The sequence below is a fragment of the Sorangium sp. So ce145 genome (assembly GCF_051525985.1).
Classification (GTDB): Bacteria; Myxococcota_A; Polyangia; order Polyangiales; family Polyangiaceae; genus Sorangium; species Sorangium cellulosum_B.
Genome location: NZ_CP150315.1, coordinates 5,037,391 through 5,058,889, shown reverse-complemented (window position 1 = coordinate 5,058,889; position 21,499 = coordinate 5,037,391). Strand labels below are relative to the sequence as shown.

Sequence of the window (21,499 nt, the reverse complement as noted above, 5' to 3'; positions counted from 1 at the left end):
CCGATCAGTTGAGCTCTTTCTCGGTCCGCTCGTTCTGCTCGGCTTCGAGGAACGTCGCGGTGATCTCGCGCTCGAGCGCCAGGTTGATCTCGCGCTCCAGCGCCTCGATGCTGCCCGCGAGGCGGGCGACATTGAGGGCGTAGACGAAGACCCGCGCGCACGGGTGGACCTCGGCGCTGCCGCGGAGGCCCCGCTCGCGCTCGTCGGCGTTGAGGCCGTCCAGGAGGACCAGCGCGCGGGGATCGACGCCCTCGGCGACGAGCTCCATCCCGGGCACGTCGGAGATGTAGAGCTCCGCGCCCTCGACGTAGCGCCGGAGCACGGGGTTGAGCGCGGCGACCGTCTTCTGGGCCAGCGTCACGAAGCCCTCGCGGCTCGGCGCCCAGGGGGGCATGCCGAGCTCGACGTCGAGCTCGCGGGAGCGCAGGAAGGCCTGCGTCGCGCCGCGCACATCGCCCCGCTCGTCGCGGATGAGGCCGAGGTAGTAGTGGGCCTCGGCGTGCCGCGGGTCCTTGAGCGCCGCCTCCTCGATGAGGGCGGCGGCCTTGTCGGCCTGGCCGATCTCGTAGAACGCGCGGCCCACGAGGAAGGTGTGGTTCGGGTTGTCGTAGGGGCCCTCGGGGATCCTCGCCGCGACCTGGGCCGCCTCGTCGAGATCGCCCTTGCCGAGGAGCGCGTCGAACTTCAGGAGGAGCGCGTCGATGATCTCCTCGTCGACCTCGGCCAGATCCAGCGCCTGGTCGCACATCTCGATCGCCTGGTCGAAATCGCCGAGCGGGTGGATGTACACCTCGGCGGCGTTGAGCATCGCCTCCAGGTAGGTGTCATCGAGGGCGATCGCCTGGCGGTACGCCTCGATGGCCTCCTCGCCCTCGCCCTCGAGGGCCGCGACGAAGCCGAGCAGGTTGTGAGCCTCCGGCGAGTTCGGATCGAGCTCGAGCGCCCGACGGGCCGACGCCTCTGCTCCGCGCGTGTCCCCGCGCTGGACGAGATCCCACCCGCGGTCGAGGTGCGCCGAGAACTGGTCCATGGCGGCTCCACAAGTGTGCGAAGGGGAGCCCCGAGTCAAGAGGGAGCCCTGTCAAAGCGACCGTTCGAGCTGTTCCGAGCACGGCCCGCCCGGATTTCCAGCAACTGGCGGAGGCAGGACGGCAGGCGGCCAGGCCCGCCAAGGCGGGTCCAGGCGAGTCCAGGCGAGGCGAGGCGCGGCTCCGGCGCGCGCTCGTACCACGCGTCGCGGCGAGCCCGGTCCGGCCGCTCCCGCGCGGCCCGCTCGACGGGGAGCGTACTGTGTTGCTGCGTCCTCGTCCGCGCGCGCCGAGCGGCCGCGCGGCCCGCTCACTCGTGGATGGACACGAGCGTGCCGCGGTTCTCCGGCGTGGCCCAGACCCCGTGCCAGCCGCGCGGGAGCCTGGGCTCGCTCCAGAAGAAGACCTTCTTCGCGTCGAGCGGCGAGAGGTTCACGCAGCCGTGGCTCATCTCCCGGCCGAAGTTTCCGTGCCAGAAGGCGCCGTGGAGGGCGTACGAGCCGTCGTAATACGCGACGAACGGCACGTCCTCGATGCTGTACGGCAGATCGCCCGCGACCGTGCCGTCGCCGTCCATCGTGGTCGCGATGTGCTTCTCGCGGATGCGGAACACCCCCGTGGGCGTGGCGTGGTTCTTCTTCTTGTCCTTCGAGCGCCTCCCCGGCGAGACGAGCGCCGCGAAGACGGGCTTGTCGCCCTCGATCGCGACCAGCGTCTTGCGCGACAGGTTCACGTCGATCCACTTCTCGCCCGGCGCGAGATCCGGCGGCGGGGAGCCGAGATCGGTGTACGTCCCGTCGGCGCCCTTCATCCACCAGCCCTCGGTGGTCTTCCGGTACACCGTCGACCTGTGGGTGTGGCTCTCGCCCGTGAGGCCGAACGCCGCGAAGCGCTCGAGCGAGCCGGCCACGGAGACGGACTTCTTCTCGGCGTCGAACTGGTACTTGCTCGCCGACTTCGCGAGGATGAAGCCGACCGACTTCGCGCCCTCGGGGAAGTCGATGCCCTGCGAGGCCGGCGGCTTGATGATGTACATGCGGTCGCTCGGCGCGACGAGGCCCGCGGTCGTCTTGTACCAGCTGCGGCCGTTCCACCCGAAGGTCTTGTCGACCGCGACGAAGAAGCCCTTGACCATCCGCTTCGCGACCGTCGAGTCGGCGTCCTTGTCGAGATCGGCGAGCGTGACGTTGAGCGGCCTGCCCTTCTCGTCGACGTTCTCCCACCAGGGCTTCTCGGGCTCCTCCTCGACCGGCGCCGGCGCGATGCCGAGCGACGCGGCCGCGGCGACGGCCGCCGCCTTGTCCTCGACCGCAGCCGGATCCGCGGCGACGGCGGCCACCGGCGCGGGGCTCGCGGCGGCCGCGGCGCGAGCGGCGGCCGCCGCGGCGACCTCCTTCTCGGTCTCCTCGTACAGCGCCTCGGCGCGCTGCTTCTCCTCTTCCTTCCGCTTGCGCTTCGAGGACTCGAGGTACGGCTCGTAGCGCATCATCTCGTCCTTCGAGGGGACGGAGCGGTAGAGCGGCGTGCCGTGGGTCGTGTTGAAGGCGTACTTGTACGGGAGGACCTCATCGAGGTTCGGCGGCGTGATGCCGAGGCGGACCTGCGGGTTCGACAGGTCCGTCGTGGCCGACCTCCCGCAGACGTAGCCGCCGTCGAGGAGGCGGTACCAGCCCTTGGCGCAGCTCCCGCCCTTGATCGGCTTCGGATCGACCGGCACCTTGCCGCCGAGCCGGATGTAGCCGAGCCGCTGCTTGGAGAACTCCATCGTCGGATAGACCGACGCCTGCGGCATGATCGAGCCGAGCAGCGGCCCCGTGTACGGCGTGTCGGGCGCGGGCGGCTCCGGGGGAGCCTCGGAGGGCGCGGCGGCTGGGGCCTCCTTGGGCGCCTCGGCGGACGCGGCGGCGCGCGCCGAGGACGCGGGCGCGGGGCGGGGGAGGGACGACGTCCGCTCGGGCGGCGAGCCGCCTTCGGTGGAGGGGCCGGGAGGGGCCTCGCCCTGGCAGCCGCTCGCCCACGCCGCGGTGCCGGCGAAGGCCGCCGCGGCGATGAACCCGAGCGCGCTGGACACGAGCGAGGTGCGCGCGACGCCGCCGCCGGCGCGTCCGGCGCCCGGCGCCGGTTGCGGGTTCCGCTGGTCGTCGGTGCGGACATTGCCGCTGCCGTGCGATCGTGCGGGGTCCTTCTGCCCGCGGGGGCGGGGCGCCTGAGAGCGGTTCATCGCATCCACAGCGTTGGGCGAGGACCGGCCTTCCCGATCCTCGCGGTCTGATGATCGACCCGTAGGGTCGGGTCGGCTCGGCGGTCTTAGTACCTGGTCACTCACGTGTCGATCCACTTCTCTGCGGAGCGCGCGCCCCTCGAGCTGACGACGGCGGACGGCGGGGCAGGCGGCATCGCATGACCATCGCTTGAGCGAACGACGTGCCACGAAGCCGCGACGCGCGGCGCGGCCGCGCTCCGGGGCATGGATGCCGTTCGGACGGCTGCTGCTAGGGTACCGCCGTGGCGGAACGGACCCCGGGGCGTGGCTTGAACAACACGACGGAGGCCCAGCGCGTGGGCCGTGGCACCGCGGTCGTCCCGCTCGTTCGCGCCGCATCCAGGCGGGCGCTCGTCACCGCGGCCGTCGTCGCGGCGCTCCTGCACCTGCCCCTGCTCCCGACCCCGCTGTTCGCGTGGCTCGACGCGATGTTCGCGCTCCGGGGCGAGCTGGCCGACTACGACGCCGGCGAGACGATCGTGCCGATCGATCTCGATCTCCTCGCGGACGACCCCAGCGCGGTCGCGGCGGCGCCCTCCGCGAGCGGCGGCGAGGGGGCGCCTTCCGGCGCGGGCGCCGCAGCGCCGGCGACGCCGGCGCCCGCGACGCCGCCCGTCGCGTCGGCGAGCGCCTCGCCGGAGGCGCCGGACGCGGGCGCGCGCGGTACACCCGCGCCGCGCCGGAAGCCGCCGGGCGACGCGGGCCCGGACGCGTCTGGCGATGGGGGCACGGAGAACGACGGCGACCACCCGAACCTGCGGACCCCGCTGAGCGCCGCGGGCGCGCCGGGCAAGCTCGCGTCGAAGGACCCGAACGTCCAGGTGCTCATCGCCGGCGACCGGCTCCGCAACCACGAGCTCGGCGCGTGGTTCGGCCGGATCCTGACGACCATCCCGCAGTGGCAGTCCTTCTTCAGCGACACCGCCGTCGACCCGATCCGGGACATCGACCACCTCCTCATCGCCGGGCCGCAGCTCCGCGACTCCAGCAAGGTCGTCGCCGTCATGGACTACCGGGCGCCGGAGGAGACCATGCGCGCGGCCGTCGACGTCATCGTGCAGCGGTCGAACGGCGCGTGGATCGAGGACGCCCCCGTCCCCGCCGCGCGGGCCACCGCCGACCGCAGCAAGCGCATCTTCGCGTTGGTCCCGGACCGGCGGCTGCTCGTGGTCCTTCCCGCTGCTGAAGAAGATCAGCTGTCCAAGTTGAAGTCCATGAAAGGATTCAACAAATCTTCAGCAGCGGGCATCGTCGTCTCGATGCTCACGCCCGCGAACGCGTTCCGCGGGGTCCAGGCGGTCCCGAGCAGCCTCGCCTGGATGCGCCTCACCGTCACGCCGACCAAGGACGGGGGCGCGGACCTCGCCCTCACGGCGGGCGATGAATCCGCTGAAGATGCGCTGGTTCACGCGCAAGAGCTCACGAAAACCTTGAACGCGATCCGGACCATCGACCTGGGGATCACGAGGATCGATGTGGTGGATGAGATCACCTTCAACACCGACGGGAAGGTCATCTGGTCGAAGCTCCACGTCACGAACCGGCAGCTCAAGCTGATCATGGGCTTCGTGGAGAAGGCGCTCCTGGAGCAAGGCGGCGCGCGGAAGCCGTAGCGCGCGCGGCGAGAGCGGCCGCGCCGGGGCGAAGGCGGCCGCGCCGGGGCGAAGGGGGCCGTGCCGGGGCGGAGCGCGGCCCGGGCCGCGCGGAACACTAGCCAAAGCGGCGGCGTTCAGTTAATCCGACCAGCCCGCGCCGATGACGCCCGAACACTCTCCGTACGCCGTGCTCGATGAGCTTGCCGGACACCCCCGCGGCGACGACCTCGCGCGGGTCGTCCACACCGCGGCCTTTGCCGCCGCGGACGAGCGGCGGACGACCCTGGAGGGCGGCCTCGCGGAGCTCGTCGACCGGGCGGGCCTGTCGGTCGCCGACGCGGAGACCCGGTTCGGCAACGTGGTCCGGGCGCTCGAGCGCGGCACGAGCGAGGGCGCGGGGAGCGCGACCCGTGTGCTCCTGGCCACGCTGCTCGCGCGCGGGGTCGCGCTCTCGCCGCCCGACGGGCCGGAGGCGGAGGGCCGCGTCGCCGAGGCGCTCGTCTGGCTGGCGACGTACACCTCCGTCGACGCGCTGACCGCGCTGGACGCCGCGCTGGGCGAGCGCGCCGCGGGCCTCTGGCGGTCGATCGCCGCGCTGGTCCGGCGCGCCGACCAGGGCGCGCTGCCGCAGTTCGGCCGGGCGGGCGCGATCATCGCCGCGGCGGCGCTGCGGGGGAGCCCCTCGCCCGATGCGCGCGCTGAAGCCGCGGCGCTGGTGGACGACGTGCGCGATCCGATCGTGCGCTCGCTGCTGCGCGACGCGCTCTCGCCCGCCAGGCGGCCGAGCCGCGCGCCGAGCGCCGGCGGGGCCGCGCAGGAGGGCGCCGGGGCGACCGGGGACGAGCGGTGGGCGCCGGAGCGCGACGGCGGGGCGACGGCGCGGCTCGCGGGCGAGCTGTCACCGCCGCCGCGCGGGCCGGTGGCGCTCGTGCTGCTGGCGGCGACGGGGATCCTGCTCGTGATGCACGTCCTCCGGCTCGCCGGGCGGTTCCTTCTGCGGTACCGCCGGCCCGCCGCGCTGGAGGTCGGCCCGAAGGGCGTGACCGTCCGGAGCCGGACCGAGCTGTTCGGCCGGACGCTGAAGGAGCGGGAGACGTACATCCCGGTCGAGGCGCTCCTCCGGGCGACGCGCGAGGTGCGCTACCCGCGGCTCGCCCTCTACGCGGGGCTCGTCGCGCTGGGGCTGGGGACGTACCTGGGCGTATCGCTGCTCGTCGACGGCGCGCGCGCGGGCTCCCCGGAGCTGCTCGGCATGGGCGCGCTCGTCTTCGCCTTCGGCGCGGCGCTCGACTTCGGGCTGTCGCACCTGGAGACGGCGACGCGCGGCCGCTGCCGCGTGGTGCTCGTCCCACGGAAGGGCCCGGGGGTCGCGCTCGCGGGGATCGAGCGCGACGCTGCGGACCTCGCGCTGGGCAAGCTGCCGCGCGCCTGAAACTTGGCCGGATCGCGCCGCCTCCGCTAGGCCGATCGGGCGAGGTGATGGCGATGCGCTCGAAGACCGAAGCGATGGCGGGGCTCAGGCGGATGCTGCACGACATGCTGACCGCGCGGGAGGGCGGGGAGAGCGCTCCCCGCCTGGCGCGGGTGAAGGGCTGCGTCGACGGCGCGATGCGCGCGCTGCTCGACAGCGGGCAGGCGACCCGGCAAGAGCTCCTCGATCTCGTGGCCGCGGAGCGCGCGCGCGTGAGCGGCCCGGCGACGGCGGAGATCCGCGCGGTGTCGCTGAGCGCCTGACGGCGCGGCGGCGCCGATCACGGCCGCGGGCAGCTCTGGTTCGTGGCGAAATCCCAGCAGGCGCCGCTCACCCCGGGCGCGCCGTCGCTTCCGGGGGAGCCACCGAGACCGGCGGAACCGCCGTTGCCAGCCGTGCCTCCAGTGAACGGCACCTCGGCGGCCGCGGGGCTCGGCGTGACCTGGTAGGCGATGCCCACCGCGTGGCCGCCTCGGCCGCCGCCGCCAGGGCCGCCATCGCCGCCCGCACCGCCCTTGCCACCCATGCAACCCGCGAGCGAGCCAGCGCCGGAGACGCGACTCCCCCCCTTGCCCCCCATGCCGCCCTCGCCGCCGGGGCTTCCACCTCCGCCCTCGCCTCCATGACCCGCCTTGCCGACGGCGATGGTGACATCGGTCAGCGCCAGCTTGGTCCCCAGGCTGAGGATCCCGATGCTCGACCCGCCGGCCTTTCCACCGCCGCCTCCCGTTCCACCGCAGCCGCCGGCCCCGCCGCCGCCGCCGCTGGCGCCCGCGCCGTCGATGTAGCCACCCCCGCTGGACATGCAGAAACGTCCTGCTTTCGCGCCGCCGCCTCCACCCCCGCCTTGACCGCGCGTCCCGCCGACGCCTGTGCCGCCGTCTCCTCCGGTGATGCTGGCCAGCGTGAGCGTGGTGCCGTTGCCAGCTGTGCCAGCGCCGCCAGAGGCGCCCCGCGCGCCGCTCGCGCCGTCCCTGCACTCCACCGTCTCTCCCATCTCTCCCGTCTGCCCGTGCCCGATACCGCCGATGCCGGATGCGGGCGGGGAGGCCGCACCAGGCGTGCCGTCGCTGCCGGTCTGCCCGCGCCCTTCATCGACAGCGGGCTGTCCACCCAGGCCGCCGGCGCCGCCGCTCGTCTCGCCATCCGCGCACGTCGTGACGCCGGGCTGGCCGCTGTAGACCGCCACGAGGCACGCGCTCGAGACGTCCTCCAGCGCGTCCGCGCCGTCCTGCACGATCTCCGGCGTCTCGCCGCTCGCGCCGTTCACCCCGTTCCCCGCAATCACGTCGACCTGCTCGAGCTGCGCGTCGATGTCCGCGACCGCCACGCCGATCGACGATCCGCCCGGAACCGTCGCGTTGGCCGCGCTGATCGTGAAGCTCCGCACCCGTGTCCCGCCCGCGTCCTCCGTCAGCGTGAGCGCCACCTTGTTCCCGGGCCCTTCGATGGCGCTCCGCGCCGCCGGGCTCCACGTCCAGCCCGCGCCGCAGTCGAAGCCGCCGATCACCTCGACGGCCGCCCGGACCGTGACACTCTCCTCGAACACTCCGCTCGCGCACGCCAGCACCCGCTTGCCGTTCGCGTTCGCGAGCGCCTCCGAGAGCGACGCGTACGGCCTGGCCTTCGTCCCATCTCCTCCGGACGCCGCGCCCGCGCTCGCGAACACCGCGCACCGGTCCACCACCGTGCTCGCATCCTGGGTCGGGTCCGGCTCGCACGTGGGGCCAGGGCCTTCGCCGCCGCCCGTCGTGTCGGGGGGGCAGTACCTCGAGTCTTCCTTGCAATCCTCGGCGTAGGACAGCGGCCAGCACCCGGCGAGGTGCAGCGCCGCGACGGCCGACGCGGCGGGGAACAGCCACAGCGAGAGCGGGACGCCGATCCGCCGCCGCGCGGCGCGCCGCGCGGGCGCACCGGACTGATCCTGCGCTCCACCGGACGGCGCAGGGGATGCGTTGCTCACCGCGTTGCTGCTCGTTCGTTCCGTCGCTCTCATCGTCCCAAGCCTTTCCTGTGACGCTTCGCTCTGCCTGCGGATCCTCGCAGAAGACGCACCCGCGCCCTGGCCGCGCCGACCCGGGAGCATACCCAGTCGGCGGATCGCCTGCTCAACGGCGATCGGTCGGCCGAGTGCTCCAGGGGGACGCCGCACGCGGTGATCCCGTCGTGTCACGGCCCAGGCGCTCGCGCTCCGGCGCGCGCTTCAGGGGGTGACGAGCGCCACGTCTCCCTTCGTGGTCTGTCCGCCGACGCGCCACCAGTTCGCGATGAGCAGCCGCCCGTCCACCTCCACGATGCGCGAGAACGCGCCCGCGAACCCCTCCTGTTCGATCTCCTGGATGAGCCAGCTGTGGCCGTCGCCGCTCTTCGTCCCGATCGCGAGCCGCAGGGTCCCGCTCGTCGCGTCCTGGTAGCTGATGCGCACCTCCCCGGCCGCCGTCACGAACACGTTCGCGTCGTCGCCGATGAGGTGCTGCCCGTCCTCGAAGGGGACGCCCTCGATCCCGAGCCCGTCGTCCGCCACCTCGGAGGGCTCGACCTCCGTGCCTCCCTTCACCCGCGCGTACCGCAGCCCCTCCGAGCGGCCGTCCGCGTAGGCGAGGTGCCAGTCGCCGGCGCGATCGATGAACAGCGACGTCCCCATGCCCACGTCGCCCGTGTCCGTCCCGTCCGGCGCCGCGCCGTCCACGATGCGGGTCTCCCACGCGCCCATCGACCTCGACGCGATCACCACGTCGCCGTGGATGCGATCGTAGAACGCCAGGCCGAACCCGCCCGCATTGTCGGGCGCCATCGCGATGTAGTCGCCGATCGCCTCGGGGTACGTCTCGATCCGGTTGCCGTCGGAGGTCGCTGCGCACGCCGGCGAGCCGCCGTCGTCGATGCACGCCTGCCCGGAGGCGCACCCCGGCTCGCAGTCGCCGGCCGCGAGCGCCGTCGCGCAGCGCCCCGTGCTCCGGATGCACTTCGCCCCGGCGCCGCAGAGGAAGGCGCGGCACGGCGTCGCCTCGTCCTTCGCCACGTCCTCGAACCGCCACGCACCCTCCCCGGGCGTGGCGCTCTCGCCGGTCGCGATCCGGACGCTCGACGTGACCGCGCCGCCCTCGCCCGGCTCCATCGCGAGGTAAGCGATGACGGGCGACCCCTTCACGAAGAGCAGCTTCGCGTAACGGCCGATGTCGCTGCTCGGCGCCTGCTGCACGAAGCTCACCGCCCACGTGCCGCCCTGCCGCTGCGCGAACTTGAGCGCGCGGTTCGTGCGGTCGTAGTAGGCCACCGCCGGCTCGCCGTCCGGCCCCACCGCGATCGACGTCCAGAGGCCGACGTCGTCGCCGGGCTCGGTCTGGCCGCCGCGGAACCCGCTCACGTCGAACCGGGCCGGATCGACCGGGGGCTCCGCGGGCACCCCGTCGATCGCCTCCCACGCGACCGCCTCGCCGTCCCACGTGCCGACCACGAGGTCACCCCACGCGAACGCGTTGCGCCAGTCGGCCTCCGCGTAGCCGGCGACCCAGACCGTGCGCTTGTCGGCGGCGACCGCGACCGACGTGTACGCGCCGATGAGCCCGTGCTCCAGCGTCATGCAGTCGGGCGCGACGCACCCCGGCTCCACCTGCTCCGGCTCCTCGCTGCACGAGCATCCGGCGTGCGAGCCGAGGAGCGCCATGACGGCGACCCCGGCCAGCGCGCCCTTCACGCCCCGCGCGCCGCGCCGCGCGGGGCGCCGAGGCGACGAGCCCCGGTCGCCGCGCCGCGCGAGCCGCAAGGCCGCCGCCGCGATGGCGAGGCCGAGCCAGCGGACGCCCGACGGCGTCTCGCCGGCGCCGCCAGCCACGACGCAGCTGCAGCCCGCCGACGGGTCGACGGGGACCCGGCCGCGGAGGATCGCCTGCCGCGCCGTGCCGAGGTTCCCCTCCTCGTCCACGGCCTCGACCTCGATGTCGACGGCGTCACCGACGTCCACCGACGTCGTCTCCGCCGCCGTCGACCACGGGGACCACGCGCCGTCGTCGAGCCGCACGCGCACCTTCGCGCGCGCGGCGTCCGAGACCCGATCGCGCACCTCGAGCGGCGCCCGGCCGTCCACCGCGGCGCCGACGGAGATGACCGGCGGATCGACGTCGACCACCATCTCGACGATCGCCGGCGTGGGATCCAGCGACAGGGGAGCGCCCGCGATCCGCGATCGCACCGAGATCACGTGACGCCCCGGCAGCCGCAGCCAGTCGTCGCGCAGCTCGACGATGCGCTCGCGCGTGAACGGGCGCCACACGCCGCTGTCGATGCGGTACGAGTACTCGACGGCCCGCGTGCCGTCGTCGAGCGGCGAGCTCATGACGAGCCGCGCCGTCGGCCCGTTGTCGCGGGTCATCGTGGGCAGGCGGAGCCCCTCGGCGCGCACCTCCTTGCGGCTCAGCTCGGCCCGGGTGTCGCTCCTCGCCGAGCGCTGCTGCGCCGTCGTTCCGAACGCCGCGAAGATGCCGAGGTAGTTGTCCTGCCCCTTCGTGAGCTTCCGCAGGCCGGGGGAGCCCGCGCCCTCGGCCGACTCCGGGATCACCAGCGAGAGCCCGAGCGCGGAGAGCGGCCCGTCGAGATCGATCGCCGGGATGCCGCCGCCGATCAGCTGCCCGAGCTGGCCGCCGAGGAGGCCGCCCAGCGCCTTCGCGATGTTGTCGGGGTTCTCCCGGAGCAGTCCGCTGTTCGTCACCTCGCCGTTCTCGACCCTGAGCGCCTCGATCACCGGCGTGAGCCCCTCGGGGGTGACCGAGAGGTTCATGGGCACATCCACGTCGAACGTCGCCGTCATGAACCGGATGAACCTGTCGAGCGACCAGACGTAGAAATCGAAGCTCGCCCGGTCCAGCTGGATGCGGATCAGCGGGTCGTCGCTTCCGTTCGTGCCATTGCCAAAGGTGAGCCGAGGGGGCACCTGCGGACGGATGACGACCGCGACCTGCTGCGACTCGCGCTGCAGCGCGAGATCCCTTGCGGAGGGGGCCAGCAATCCCAGCGTGCCAGAGTTGAGGAGAGGCACCGTCTCCGTGGAGATCCCGAGACAGAGCAGTCCGCTGTTGTAGAGACCGTTCATGGCATAATTCGCGAAGCGCTCGGAGATCGCGAGACCGACGTGGGGGCCGGGAAGGTCGGCTGGCCAGTCGGAGACGGTGTTGGCGACGAGCTCATCGGGAATCGGGATGCCCGCCGGGAGCGCCATGTTCGACAGCGGCACGCATTTCGATGTCGGCACCGGCTCGGCGCCGCCATAGAGGCCAAGCGTGAGCCCGTTGCCGACCGGGTTGAGGTCGCCCCACGCGAGATCGGAGCCGTCGTCCCGCTCGCTCGTGCCGCCGCCGGCGAGCAGGAGGTCGAACCCGCCCTGCGTGCCCGGGGAGACGCTCGCGAGCAGCCGGCCGAGATCGATGTGGCCCTCGACGCCGAGCAGGATCGAGGCGCACTCGTCGCTCGCGTGCGTGCCGTAACGGCAGACGCCGCCGATGTCGTTCGTGCCGTCGGGGCAGGCCGGATCCTGCGTCGGCTCCGCCTTCAGACAGAGCTGCTGGTCGAGCTGGGCCTTCAGCGCGTTCGACATGGATCCCATGAAGCTCGTGATGATCGGCTTCACGAAATCCAGCGCATCACCGACCCACGTGCCTCCGCAGTCGAGGTGCAGGTTCGACACGAGCTGGTCCTCGTCGATCGAGAGCCGGACGACCTTGACGCGCGAGTAGCCCTGCCGCGAGTGCTGCGGATTGACGTCGATCTCGATCGAGAGCTCGACCTCGACATCGATGTTCGTGAAGGTCTGCGCGTCGGGCGGGCACGCGTCGTTGCCGTTGAGGGTGACGTACTGGGTGCTTTCCCCCAGGATGCCGCCGTCGAGGAAGATGGGCAGGCTCTGCAGGCGCACCGGCAGTTCGCCCCGGACGAGCAGGTTGTGTGGCGTCCTGGGCTGGATCTGAAGCGCTGCGCGCCCCGCGTCGATCTCGGCGATGCACTCCGGGGGAGTCGCCGACGGATCGGCCCCGTCAGGGCAGAGCGCGTAATCGATGGCCCCGAGGGCCACGGAGCCCGTCGATCGGGGGATGGAGAACGTGATCACGCCGCCGTCCCCACCCCCGAGGAGCGCGCGCCCGAGGACACCCAGGTTGTGCTCGAGGAACTCGACGCCCGACTGCGTGAGCCGCGCCGCGCCGGCGTTCTCGATGCGGTCCGCGGGCTTGAAGCCGGCGGGGAGGGGGGTCATTCCACAGCCGGCGCACCCGCCTCCCGAAGCGGCACATCCGGCGATGACGAGGAGAACAAGGATGGCAGAGAAATGCTTGATGACGCGGGGCATAAGGAACCCTCCGGGGGAGCACGACCCGCAGCGCCGCGCCCGCTGGGCGCGGGCTCCAGGACGCCACGACAGATCGTACGCTCCCCGGAGAGCCGCCCGCAAGCGCTACTGGGGACAGAGACCGGTAATCTTGACGGCGCTCGCGGCATACTCGCCGCCGAGCGCATAGGCGTCGGCGCACTCGTCCGTCGCGGCCGAGTTCGTCGCGCTGCACCAGTCGCCCTTCAGCACGATCTCGCCGCTCTCGTCGCGCTTGCACGTATTGGGCGTCTCACCGGTGCCGTACTCTCCAATATCGCCCGAGAGCACGACACAGAGGCTCTGTTCGATCCCGGGGATGATCACCCGGTCGACCTCCTCCAGCGTGATGAACGCGGTGAGCTTGCCGCCGTTGATGAACGCTGGGGGATCGCCGTCCGGGCCGGGGAGGCAGGCCTCCATCGGGTTGAGCCCCTCGCGGTTGTACCGTCCGATGCAGTTGTTGTCCGCCGACACCTTCGCGTCGGTGAGCTGCACCTGGTGCATGGGCAGGACGATCGGCTCGGCGGCCGCGCCTCCCGCGCCCGTGTCCAGGAAGATCGGGACGTTCAGGATGTCGGCCGCGCCGCTCCACGCGCCGTCGGTCAGCGGGGCGTCGAGCTCCTTCGGCGCGATCTCGAACTCGCCTGCAGACATGTTGGCGAAGCAGTAGCCCGCGCGCGGATCGCTCGTGGGCATCGCGCCGCCGGTGCGCAGCTTGCCGGTCGCCGTGTCGAACTCGAGCAACCAGGAGAAGGTCCCGGTGCCATTCAAGTTGCACACGGGCAGATTCATCGTCAGGCCCTCGGCGACGAGGCGGGCGATATAGCCGACCGCGAGCACGTCGGGCTTCGTGATCGTCAGCTGCGCCATCCGCAGACCGAACTTGGTCGCGCCCTGATTGTCGTGGACGGCAATGCACTCGGAAGCGACAGCCGTGCAGACCGGGTTCGTGGGCGAGCAGTCGGCAGGAGCCCCGCCGCCGGTCCCTCCCGCTGAGCTCGAGCTCGTCTCGCCGGCGTCGTCGCCCCCGCACCCCGCTCCCGCCGCCGCGCCCATCAGCGCGGACACACCTAATACGCAAAAACCCTTCAGAAACCGCATCTCTTGCCTCCTCTGGTGTTGCAAGGTGCGGAGTATAGGCGGCGGCAATGCGATGACCACGCGGTCGAGGTGACGCCGCGCCGCGTCGCTACAGCCACATTCACGTCACACGCCGATGAGCCCGGCGCGCTTCGTCCGCGTCGCCGCGCGGCGTGACGCCTAGCGGCGCTCGTAGCGGTCGCCGAGCCGGGCGCCGACGGGGAGCGCGCGCAGCAGGCGAATCATCGTCCACACCGTGCCAGCCAGCTTGCGCAGCTTCGAGGTGCCGACGCGCTCGTTGTACTCGATGGGCATCTCCACCACGCGATAGCCGCACTTCGCGGGGAAGAGCAGCGTGTCGATGGGCAACGCGTCGCCCTCACCGTCGAAATCGAACGCGCGAATCACCGAGCAGCGATAGGCGCGCATTCCGCTGTGGACGTCAGATGTCGGGATGCCATGCATCGCGTGTGTCATGGCGGCAAAGGCGCGGTTGGCGATGTAGTTCGGGACCGGCATGGCCGCCGGCCTCGTGCGGGTGCGCGCGCAGTTCACCACGTCGGCGCCCTCTTCCTCGATGAGGCGCCTGATCACGGGGATGTTCTCGGCCGGATAGGTGAAGTCACAATCGAGGTAGATGAGCAGATCGCTCCGGGCGGCGGCGCTGTACATGAGGAGCTCCATGGCCGGCCCGTGGCCGCGGGGCGGCACCTGCCGGAGCACGCGCGCCCCGAGGCCGGCCGCGATCTCCGGGGTCCTGTCCCGCGTGGAGCTGTCGACGCAGAGGATCTCCGCGTCGGGCGCCGCCTTCCTGATCTCGCCGATCATGGCGCCGACGCTCTCCTCTTCATCCATGGTCAGCATGCCGACGGTGAGCCGCATCCGGCGCGGGCGCGGCGGCTTCCTGGCGACGATCACGTGCTGGAACGCGAGGAGGCCGGGCGCGCGGTCGGCGACCACGTCCTCCAGCGGGCGGACGAGCGCGTGATACGCCTTGTAGGGGAGCGAGCTGGCGAGATCGCCGGGGTCGTCTCCTGCGCCGAGGCCGCGGAGGATGAGCCCCTTGGCGGCCCGGACGAGCATCGGGTTCTGCTCGACGCGGAGCACCTCGAGCCCGGCGCGCTCGATGAGCCGGACCGCCGACGCGCGGGTGAAGAAGCGGAGGTGCGTGTCGTCCAGGATGCCGCTCGGCTCGTAGTCGAACCGGCCGGCGAGCAGCCCGAGGCGCACCGGCCAGGCCGCGACGTTGGGGAGCGAGACGATGACGTGGCCGTCCTCCTCGAGGTGGGGCAGGAAGCGGCGGAGCACGGCGAGCGGGTCGGCGGTGTGCTCGAGGACGTCGGCGAACAGGAGCAGGTCGAAGCGCCGGTCGCCGAGCGCCTCGCGCACGGCGGAGTCGCTCGTGATGTCGGCGGCGAGGACCTCGTCGAGCGCCGCGCCGGCGCGCGCGAGCGAGCCGGGCGCGATCTCGATCCCGGTCACGCGCGCGCCCGTGCGCTTGACGGCGGCGCCGTTGAGCCCGATCCCGCAGCCGACGTCGAGCACCGTCCGCGGCCGGCCGGCGACGGCGACGAGGGCCCGATTCACCTCTTCGACCGCGTACTTGCGCCCGGCGAAGGCCTCCGGCGCGGCGCGGGGCGGCGAGCGCCGGCCCGGGGCGTCCCCGTTGCCGAGAGGGCGCGGCCCGCGGTCTTCGCGGCCTTCCACGTCTTCCCCGTCTCCTCGCGCGTGGCCGGGCTCGGCGTTCACGCGCGGCTACTTAGCACGCTTCTCCCAGGCGGCGTTGAATTCGCGGATCGTCTCCTCGGTCTTCGGGTTGTGGAGCATCTTCCGCAAGATGGCGGGAGGCACGGTCACGATGTGCGCGCCGGCGTCGAGCGCCTCGTTCACGTCCATGAGGTGGCGGATCGAGCCGACGATGATCTCGGCGCCCAGCCGCTCGCGCTCGAGCCTCGCGCGCGTGCGCTCGATGACCGGGGTCGCGGCGTAGCCCATGTCGCGGATGCGCCCGCTGAAGATCGAGACGTACGCGCCGCCGGCGAGCGCCGCGAGGTACGCCTGGTTGAAGCTCATCACGCACGTGACGTTGGTGCGCACGCCGCGCTTCGCGAGGGCGTGCGTCACCTTGAGGCCGACGTCGCTGAACGGCACCTTGACGCAGATCCGCTCGGGCGCCCACGCGTGATAGGCGCGGGCCTCGTCGAGCATCGCCGCCTCGTCCTCGCTCGTCAGCTCGACCGACACGGGCCCCGCCGACGCCGCGAGCACCTCGCGGATGCGCCGCTCGAGATCGACGCAGCCCGCGTCGCGCGCGAGGATGAGCGGGTTCGTGGTCACGCCGGCGAGCACGCCCCAGGAGAAGAGCTCCTTGATCTCGGCCGGGTTCGAGCTGTCGAGGAAGAACATGGATCGCTCCAGCGGGCTCGCTCGAGCCCCGGTGCGGTCTAGGCCAGTTCGATGCAATAGAGAAGGGGAGAAGGGGAGAAGGGGAGAAGGGGAGAAGTGGAGAAGTTGAGAACGAGACACCGTCCACGCTGCGCGGCTCGCCGCGCCGCCCTGCGGTGACGTTCGCGGGGCGGCCGGTGTGAACGACGTTGCAAAGACGGAGAGTCCGCGCTTCAGTTCTGGTTGTCGGAGATGTCCCTCCGACGAAACGTTTCTCCACGGCCATGCGTCGATGAGCAGCGGACGATCGTCGAGGGATCCGGTGGCGCACAGCCCGCTGCTCGCGGCTTGCTCGCCGGCGGGGCTCTACGTCGCCGCGCCCGACGGCCACCTCGTCGACTGTAACGAGGTGCTCGCCCGGCTGCTCGGCTATGGCTCGCGGGAGGAGGCGCTCGCGGCGGGTGATCTCCACCTCGGCGGGGGCGCGGCGGGCGCGACGCCGCCGCCGGCCGGCGCGGTCGAGGGCTTCCTCACCCGCCGCGATGGATCGGCGGTCCGGGTGATGAGGACCGAGACCGTCACGGAAGCGCGCGGCGAGCGGCTCGTGGTCGGGGCCGTCGTCGATCTCTCCTCCGCGCGCTGCACCGACGATCGCCGGCGCGAGCTCTCGGAAGGGCTCGGTCAGGCGCAGAAGATGGAAGCGGTGGGGCGGCTCGCGGGCGGGATCGCCCACGACTACAACAACCTGCTCGCGATCATCCTGAACTACACGAGCCTGGTGATAGAGGAGCTCGACGAGCAGAGCCCGGTGCAGAAGGATCTCGCCGAGATCAAGCGCGCCGCGCAGCGGGCCGCGTCGCTGACGCGGCAGCTGCTCACGGTGAGCCGGCGGGGGCTCGCGCAGCCGGTCGTGCTGGATCTGCGGGACGTCGTGCGCGGCATGGACGGCGCGCTCCGCGCCGCCGTCGGCGGCAGCATCGATCTCGCGATCGCGCTCGGTCCGTCGGCCTGCCGGGTGCTGGCGGACGCGGGGCAGATCGAGCAGGTGGTGATGAACCTCGCGCTGAACTCGCGCGACGCGATGCAAGGCGGCGGCCGGCTGTCGATCGAGACGCGCGCGGTCCGCGTCGGCGCTGCGGGGAGCCTGCGCGACGCGCACCCGGCGGTCCCGCCTGGCCGGTACGCGCGCCTCGTCGTGAGCGACACCGGCAGCGGGATGTGCGACGACGTGCGGACGCGCGCGTTCGAGCCGTTCTTCACGACGAAGCCGAGGGGGAAGGGGACCGGCCTCGGGCTCGCCACCGTGTACGGGATCGTCAAGCAGTGGCACGGCCACATCGAGCTCGCCTCCCGGCCCGGGGAGGGCACGCGCGTCGAGATCTACCTGCCGCTCTCCGCGCGCGCGGCGTCCTCGCGGCGAGCGCGCGCGGGGCATCCGCGCCGCGCCGCGCCGCGCCCGGGCGAGGGCGGGACGGTGCTCGTCACCGACGACGAGGACGCGGTGGTCGCGCTCGCGAGCCGGATCCTGGGGCAGAACGGCTACACGACGCTGACGGCGCGCGGGCCGCGCGAGGCGCTGCGCGTCTGCGAGGCGCAGCGCGGGCGCGTCGACCTGCTGCTCACCGACGTGCTGATGCCCGAGATGTCCGGCGGCGAGCTCGCCGCGCGCCTGGTGAAGCTCAGGCCGGACATGAAGGTGCTCTTCATGTCCGGCTACACGGGCGACGCCCTCGACGGCCCGTTCGCCGTCCGCCCGGGCGCCGCGGTGCTGGGGAAGCCCTTCACGGCCGAGTCGCTGCTCCGCGCCGTCCGCAGGGCGCTCGAGGGGGCCGCGTAGGCGGGACGCGCCGGCCTTGCTTACGGCGCCTCACCTCGCTTGATGCCGTACGCGCGGATCTTCTTGTGGAGGTTCGTGCGCTCGACGCCGAGCAGGACGGCCGCGCGCGAGATGTTCCAGTCGAGGCTGGCCAGCACCTCGACGATGTAGCGGCGCTCGGCCCGATCGCGGAACTCGCGGAGCGTGAGGCGAGGGCGCCCCGGCTCGTGGCGGGCCGCGCCCGCGGGCGGCTCGGCCGCGCCGGGGGCGGGGGGCGCCGCCGCGCCGTCACCGGCGGCCCCCTGCGCGTCGTCCTCGAACGGGTTCTCGTGCGGATCCTCCGGGAGATCGGCGATCGTGACGACATCGCCCGAGAGGATCGCGGCGCGCTCGATGACGTTCTTGAGCTCGCGGACGTTGCCCGGCCAGCTCCGGCGCTCGAGCGCGGCGTAGACCACCGGATCGATGGCCTTCTGCTTGAGGCCGTTCTCGTTGCAGAACGCCGCCATGAACGCGTCGGCGAGCGCGCGCAGGTCCTCCATGCGGTCGCGCAGCGCCGGGCTCTTGATGGGGAACACGGCGAGGCGGAAGAAGAGGTCCTCGCGGAAGCGCAGCGCGGCGACCTCGCGCGAGAGGTCCTTGTTCGTCGCGGCGAGCACGCGGACGTCGACGTGCCGGCTGTGCTCGCTGCCGACGCGGCAGATCTCGCCCGACTGCAGCGCGCGCAGCACCTTGGCCTGGGCGGCGAGGTCCATGTCGCCGATCTCGTCGAGGAACAGCGTGCCGCCGTGGGCCTGCTCGAAGAAGCCCCGCTTCGGTCCGCTCGCTCCGGTGAACGCGCCGCGCTCGTGGCCGAAGAGCTCGCTCTCGATGAGCTCGCGCGGGATCGCGGCGCAGTTGACCCGGACGAAGGGGCCCCGCGCCCGCGGCGACAGCCGGTGGATGGCGCGGCTGACGAGCTCCTTGCCCGTGCCGCTCTCGCCCGTGATGAGCACGCTCGCCTTCGTGGGCGCGACGCGGTCGATCTCCTTGAACAGCCGCTGCATCGCCGCGCTCTGGCCGATCATCTCGTAGCGCGCCTGCACCTGCGCCTTGAGATCCTCGACCTCTCGAGCGAGCCGCGAGTTCTGCAGCGCGTTCTTCACGCCCACGAGGACGCGCTCGCGGTTCAGCGGCTTCTCGAAGAAGTCGCTGGCGCCGAGCTTGATCGCCTTCACCGCGTCGTTGACGGTCGCGTGGCCGCTGATCACGATCACCGGGAGCTCGCGGGTGGCGTCGTCCTGGCGCACGCGCTGGAGGAGGTCGAGGCCGTTCATGCCGGGCAGGAGCAGGTCGACGAGGGCGAGGTCCACGGGGCTGTCGCCGTGCGCGAGCAGCTCCAGCGCCGCCTCGGCGCTCGGGGCCTCCGCGACCTGGTAGCCCTCGCCCTGCAGCACCAGCGCGAGGGTGCGGCGGATGTTGCGCTCGTCGTCCACCACGAGCACGGTGGGCGCGGCGGCGCCTCCGGGCGGGGCGGTGGCCGCTGGGGCGGGCGGCGGAGAGGAAGCGGGCATGGGTCGACCATACCCCAGCTCCGCCGTGCGCCACGATGCGGGCAGCGAAGGAGCACAGGCTCGCCCCCGCGGCGGAAGCCCTGGCGCGCCGGCGCCGGATTGGGTACGAGGCCTGCTCGATGAGACCCTCCGCCGCTGTCCTCGCCCTCGCCGGGTGCCTCGCTGCCCTCGGCGGGCTCGTGGGCTGCGATTTCGAGCTCAACGACGGCCGCACCGCGACCCTCACGTACACCGAGGACGCGCGCGCCGCGTACAACGAGGCGATGGCCGCCTTCCAGGCCAAGGACTGGGAGGACGCTCGCGCCCTCTTCGGCGAGGTGAAGCGTCTCTTCCCTTACAGCCGCTACGCCCGGCTCGCCGATCTCAGGATCGCGGACCTCGACTTCGAGCAGGGAAAGTACCCGGAGGCGATCTCGGAGTACCGCGCGTTCATCCAGGAGCACCGGACGGACCGGAACGTCGAGTACGCGAAGTACCGGATGGCGAAGGCGCTCTACCTGGACATCGACGACACGGTGTTCCTGCCGCCCGCCGAGGAGCGCGATCAGGCGACCACGCTCGAGGCCTACAAGGAGATCCGGACGTTCCTCCGGCAGTACCCGCGCAGCCGGTACCGCGAGGACGCGGCCTACATGCTCGAGGTCGTGACGGGGCGGCTCGTGCGCCACGAGCTCTACGTCGCGCGCTACTACCTCAAGGAAGACGCGTTCGACGCGGCCCTCGCCCGGATCGACTACGCGCTGCGGACCTTCCCGGGCTCCGGGCTCGATCCGGAGGCGCTCGTCCTCAAGGGCGAGACGCTCCTCAAGATGAAGAAGCCCGACGAGGCGCGCGCCGTGTTCGAGTCGGTCATCCGGGACTGGGGCGGCCCGTTCGCCGTGACCGCGCGCCGGTTCCTCGACGAGATGGGCGGGCCGCGCGGCACGCCCGCCAAGAAGGCGGCGTCGGGCCGCGCCCCCGCGGGGCCGCAGCTGTGACGCAGGCCGTCGGACGGCCGTCCTCCGGCGCCCGCTACGTGCTGGAGCAGGCCGACGCCGGAGATGCGCCAGGGGAGTTCGTGTACCGGGGCCTCGTGCGGCTCCCGGACGCGGACGTCCCGGTCGAGGTGCGGGTCGCCGAGGCGACCGGCGCGGCCACGGCGACGGTGGACGCCGCGGCCGTCCCGCACGGCGGACCGCATCCCGAGGAGCTCTCCAGGACGGCGGCGGCCCTCGTCCGGAGCGCGACCAAGTCAGCGGACGCCCATGCGCGGCGGCCGCCGCGGAAGATCGTTCGCTGGCGCGGCTAGGCGAAGGCGGCGGGGCACGCGCTGCGGTCCGGGCGCCTGGCGCCTCGGGCGATTGGCGCGCCCAGGGCCGTCGTCTCCCGGCCGGGAGCCATGCTAAAAGCGTCCCACCATGTCCGAGAAAGTACCGATGACGCCCGAGGGGCAAGCGCGGCTCCGCGAAGAGATGCGACGGCTGAAAGAGATCGACCTGCCGCAAGTCGTCAAGGACATCGGCACGGCCCGGGAGCACGGCGATCTCTCCGAGAACGCCGAGTACCACGCCGCCAAGGAGCGGCAGGGCATGATCGTCGCCCGCATCAGCTACCTCGAGCAGACGCTCTCGCGCGCCGAGGTGATCGACCCGTCGAAGCTGAGCGGCAGCAAGGTCCAGTTCGGCGCCAAGGTCAAGCTCGCGAACGTGGACACGGACGAGGAGCAGAGCTTCCAGATCGTCGGGCCCGAGGAGGCCGATCTCAAGGTCGGGCGCATCTCCATCGCCTCGCCGCTCGCGCGCGCGCTGCTCGGCCACGAGGTCGGCGAGGAGGTCCGCGTGAACATGCCCGCCGGGCCGCGCACGTACGAGATCCTCGAAGTCTCCTACGCATGACCGAGCGCAACGGGGCCGCTCCGATGCGCCCGCGGGGCCATGGGGGCGCCAGCCGGCCTCCTGGGGGGCCCGCGCC

15 protein-coding genes are annotated in these 21,499 nt (G+C 72.6%); 7 read left to right on the top strand and 8 right to left on the bottom strand.

Annotation, left to right across the window (positions count from 1 at the left end; translation table 11 throughout):
• Window positions 1-4: 4 nt before the first annotated feature.
• Both WMF34_RS18675 and WMF34_RS18670 read right to left on the bottom strand, forming a co-directional pair.
• On the bottom strand, window positions 5-1,030 hold the full coding sequence (locus WMF34_RS18675; RefSeq protein WP_012236238.1) for a tetratricopeptide repeat protein: 1,026 nt from the start codon (window positions 1,028-1,030) through the stop codon (window positions 5-7).
• Between the two features lie 308 nt (window positions 1,031-1,338).
• Window positions 1,339-3,249 carry a L,D-transpeptidase gene (locus WMF34_RS18670; protein ID WP_437994087.1) on the bottom strand — a complete coding sequence of 637 codons (1,911 nt, stop codon included), beginning with the start codon at window positions 3,247-3,249 and terminating at the stop codon, window positions 1,339-1,341.
• A gap of 284 nt (window positions 3,250-3,533) precedes the next feature.
• On the opposite strand from WMF34_RS18670, the gene WMF34_RS18665 reads away from it, so the two are divergent.
• The 3 genes from WMF34_RS18665 (at window position 3,534) to WMF34_RS18655 (ending at window position 6,620) form a co-directional block, all read left to right on the top strand.
• Window positions 3,534-4,904 (top strand): hypothetical protein, encoded by a 1,371-nt coding sequence (locus WMF34_RS18665; RefSeq protein ID WP_437994086.1) that lies wholly within the window; start codon window positions 3,534-3,536, stop codon window positions 4,902-4,904.
• A gap of 142 nt (window positions 4,905-5,046) precedes the next feature.
• Window positions 5,047-6,318, top strand: coding sequence for a hypothetical protein (locus WMF34_RS18660; protein ID WP_437994085.1), 1,272 nt, complete (start codon window positions 5,047-5,049; stop codon window positions 6,316-6,318).
• 53 nt (window positions 6,319-6,371) lie between these two features.
• A complete protein-coding gene (locus WMF34_RS18655) occupies window positions 6,372-6,620 on the top strand; it encodes a hypothetical protein (RefSeq protein ID WP_231864921.1) in 249 nt (82 codons plus the stop codon).
• Between the two features lie 17 nt (window positions 6,621-6,637).
• Here WMF34_RS18655 and WMF34_RS18650 read toward each other — a convergent pair whose 3' ends face one another.
• The 5 genes from WMF34_RS18650 to WMF34_RS18630 all read right to left on the bottom strand — a co-directional run bounded on the left by WMF34_RS18650 (window position 6,638) and on the right by WMF34_RS18630 (window position 16,201).
• Window positions 6,638-8,320: a hypothetical protein gene (locus tag WMF34_RS18650; RefSeq protein ID WP_437994084.1), complete on the bottom strand. Its 1,683-nt coding sequence runs from the start codon at window positions 8,318-8,320 to the stop codon at window positions 6,638-6,640.
• 240 nt (window positions 8,321-8,560) lie between these two features.
• The gene (locus tag WMF34_RS18645) at window positions 8,561-12,601 is read right to left on the bottom strand and encodes a hypothetical protein (protein ID WP_437994083.1); all 4,041 of its coding nucleotides are present in this window, start codon (window positions 12,599-12,601) and stop codon (window positions 8,561-8,563) included.
• Window positions 12,602-12,799: 198 nt separating this feature from the next.
• Window positions 12,800-13,816, bottom strand: a complete 1,017-nt coding sequence (locus WMF34_RS18640; RefSeq protein ID WP_437994082.1) for a hypothetical protein — start codon at window positions 13,814-13,816, stop codon at window positions 12,800-12,802.
• A gap of 159 nt (window positions 13,817-13,975) precedes the next feature.
• On the bottom strand, window positions 13,976-15,502 hold the full coding sequence (locus tag WMF34_RS18635) for a methyltransferase domain-containing protein (RefSeq protein ID WP_012236230.1): 1,527 nt from the start codon (window positions 15,500-15,502) through the stop codon (window positions 13,976-13,978).
• A 48-nt stretch (window positions 15,503-15,550) separates the two neighbouring features.
• The gene (locus WMF34_RS18630) at window positions 15,551-16,201 is read right to left on the bottom strand and encodes a transaldolase family protein (RefSeq protein ID WP_012236229.1); all 651 of its coding nucleotides are present in this window, start codon (window positions 16,199-16,201) and stop codon (window positions 15,551-15,553) included.
• 271 nt (window positions 16,202-16,472) lie between these two features.
• Here WMF34_RS18630 and WMF34_RS18625 point away from each other — a divergent pair, with 271 nt between their 5' ends.
• Window positions 16,473-18,017, top strand: coding sequence for an ATP-binding protein (locus tag WMF34_RS18625; protein WP_437994081.1), 1,545 nt, complete (start codon window positions 16,473-16,475; stop codon window positions 18,015-18,017).
• Window positions 18,018-18,037: 20 nt separating this feature from the next.
• On the opposite strand, the gene WMF34_RS18620 is transcribed toward WMF34_RS18625, so the two are convergent.
• Complete coding sequence (locus WMF34_RS18620; protein ID WP_437994080.1) at window positions 18,038-19,549, bottom strand: sigma-54-dependent transcriptional regulator; 1,512 nt, start codon at window positions 19,547-19,549, stop codon at window positions 18,038-18,040.
• 119 nt (window positions 19,550-19,668) lie between these two features.
• Here WMF34_RS18620 and WMF34_RS18615 point away from each other — a divergent pair, with 119 nt between their 5' ends.
• The 3 genes from WMF34_RS18615 to greA all read left to right on the top strand — a co-directional run bounded on the left by WMF34_RS18615 (window position 19,669) and on the right by greA (window position 21,423).
• Window positions 19,669-20,526, top strand: coding sequence for an outer membrane protein assembly factor BamD (locus WMF34_RS18615; protein WP_012236226.1), 858 nt, complete (start codon window positions 19,669-19,671; stop codon window positions 20,524-20,526).
• The gene (locus WMF34_RS18610) at window positions 20,523-20,837 is read left to right on the top strand and encodes a hypothetical protein (protein WP_044965207.1); all 315 of its coding nucleotides are present in this window, start codon (window positions 20,523-20,525) and stop codon (window positions 20,835-20,837) included. Before WMF34_RS18615 ends, WMF34_RS18610 begins: the two co-directional genes overlap by 4 nt.
• A gap of 109 nt (window positions 20,838-20,946) precedes the next feature.
• Window positions 20,947-21,423 carry a transcription elongation factor GreA gene (gene greA / locus WMF34_RS18605; RefSeq protein WP_012236225.1) on the top strand — a complete coding sequence of 159 codons (477 nt, stop codon included), beginning with the start codon at window positions 20,947-20,949 and terminating at the stop codon, window positions 21,421-21,423.
• Window positions 21,424-21,499: the final 76 nt, after the last annotated feature.

Excerpts from the sequence above, each read along its gene's own strand:
- WMF34_RS18675 (WP_012236238.1), bottom strand. The coding sequence starts at position 1,030 with ATGGACCAGTTCTCGGCGCACCTCGACCGCGGGTGGGATCTCGTCCAG.
- WMF34_RS18670 (WP_437994087.1), bottom strand. The coding sequence starts at position 3,249 with ATGAACCGCTCTCAGGCGCCCCGCCCCCGCGGGCAGAAGGACCCCGCA.
- WMF34_RS18660 (WP_437994085.1), top strand. The coding sequence starts at position 5,047 with ATGACGCCCGAACACTCTCCGTACGCCGTGCTCGATGAGCTTGCCGGA.
- WMF34_RS18655 (WP_231864921.1), top strand. The coding sequence starts at position 6,372 with ATGCGCTCGAAGACCGAAGCGATGGCGGGGCTCAGGCGGATGCTGCAC.
- WMF34_RS18645 (WP_437994083.1), bottom strand. The coding sequence starts at position 12,601 with ATGACCCCCCTCCCCGCCGGCTTCAAGCCCGCGGACCGCATCGAGAAC.
- WMF34_RS18640 (WP_437994082.1), bottom strand. The coding sequence starts at position 13,816 with ATGCGGTTTCTGAAGGGTTTTTGCGTATTAGGTGTGTCCGCGCTGATG.
- WMF34_RS18630 (WP_012236229.1), bottom strand. The coding sequence starts at position 16,201 with ATGTTCTTCCTCGACAGCTCGAACCCGGCCGAGATCAAGGAGCTCTTC.
- WMF34_RS18625 (WP_437994081.1), top strand. The coding sequence starts at position 16,473 with ATGAGCAGCGGACGATCGTCGAGGGATCCGGTGGCGCACAGCCCGCTG.
- WMF34_RS18620 (WP_437994080.1), bottom strand. The coding sequence starts at position 19,549 with ATGCCCGCTTCCTCTCCGCCGCCCGCCCCAGCGGCCACCGCCCCGCCC.
- WMF34_RS18615 (WP_012236226.1), top strand. The coding sequence starts at position 19,669 with ATGAGACCCTCCGCCGCTGTCCTCGCCCTCGCCGGGTGCCTCGCTGCC.
- greA (WP_012236225.1), top strand. The coding sequence starts at position 20,947 with ATGTCCGAGAAAGTACCGATGACGCCCGAGGGGCAAGCGCGGCTCCGC.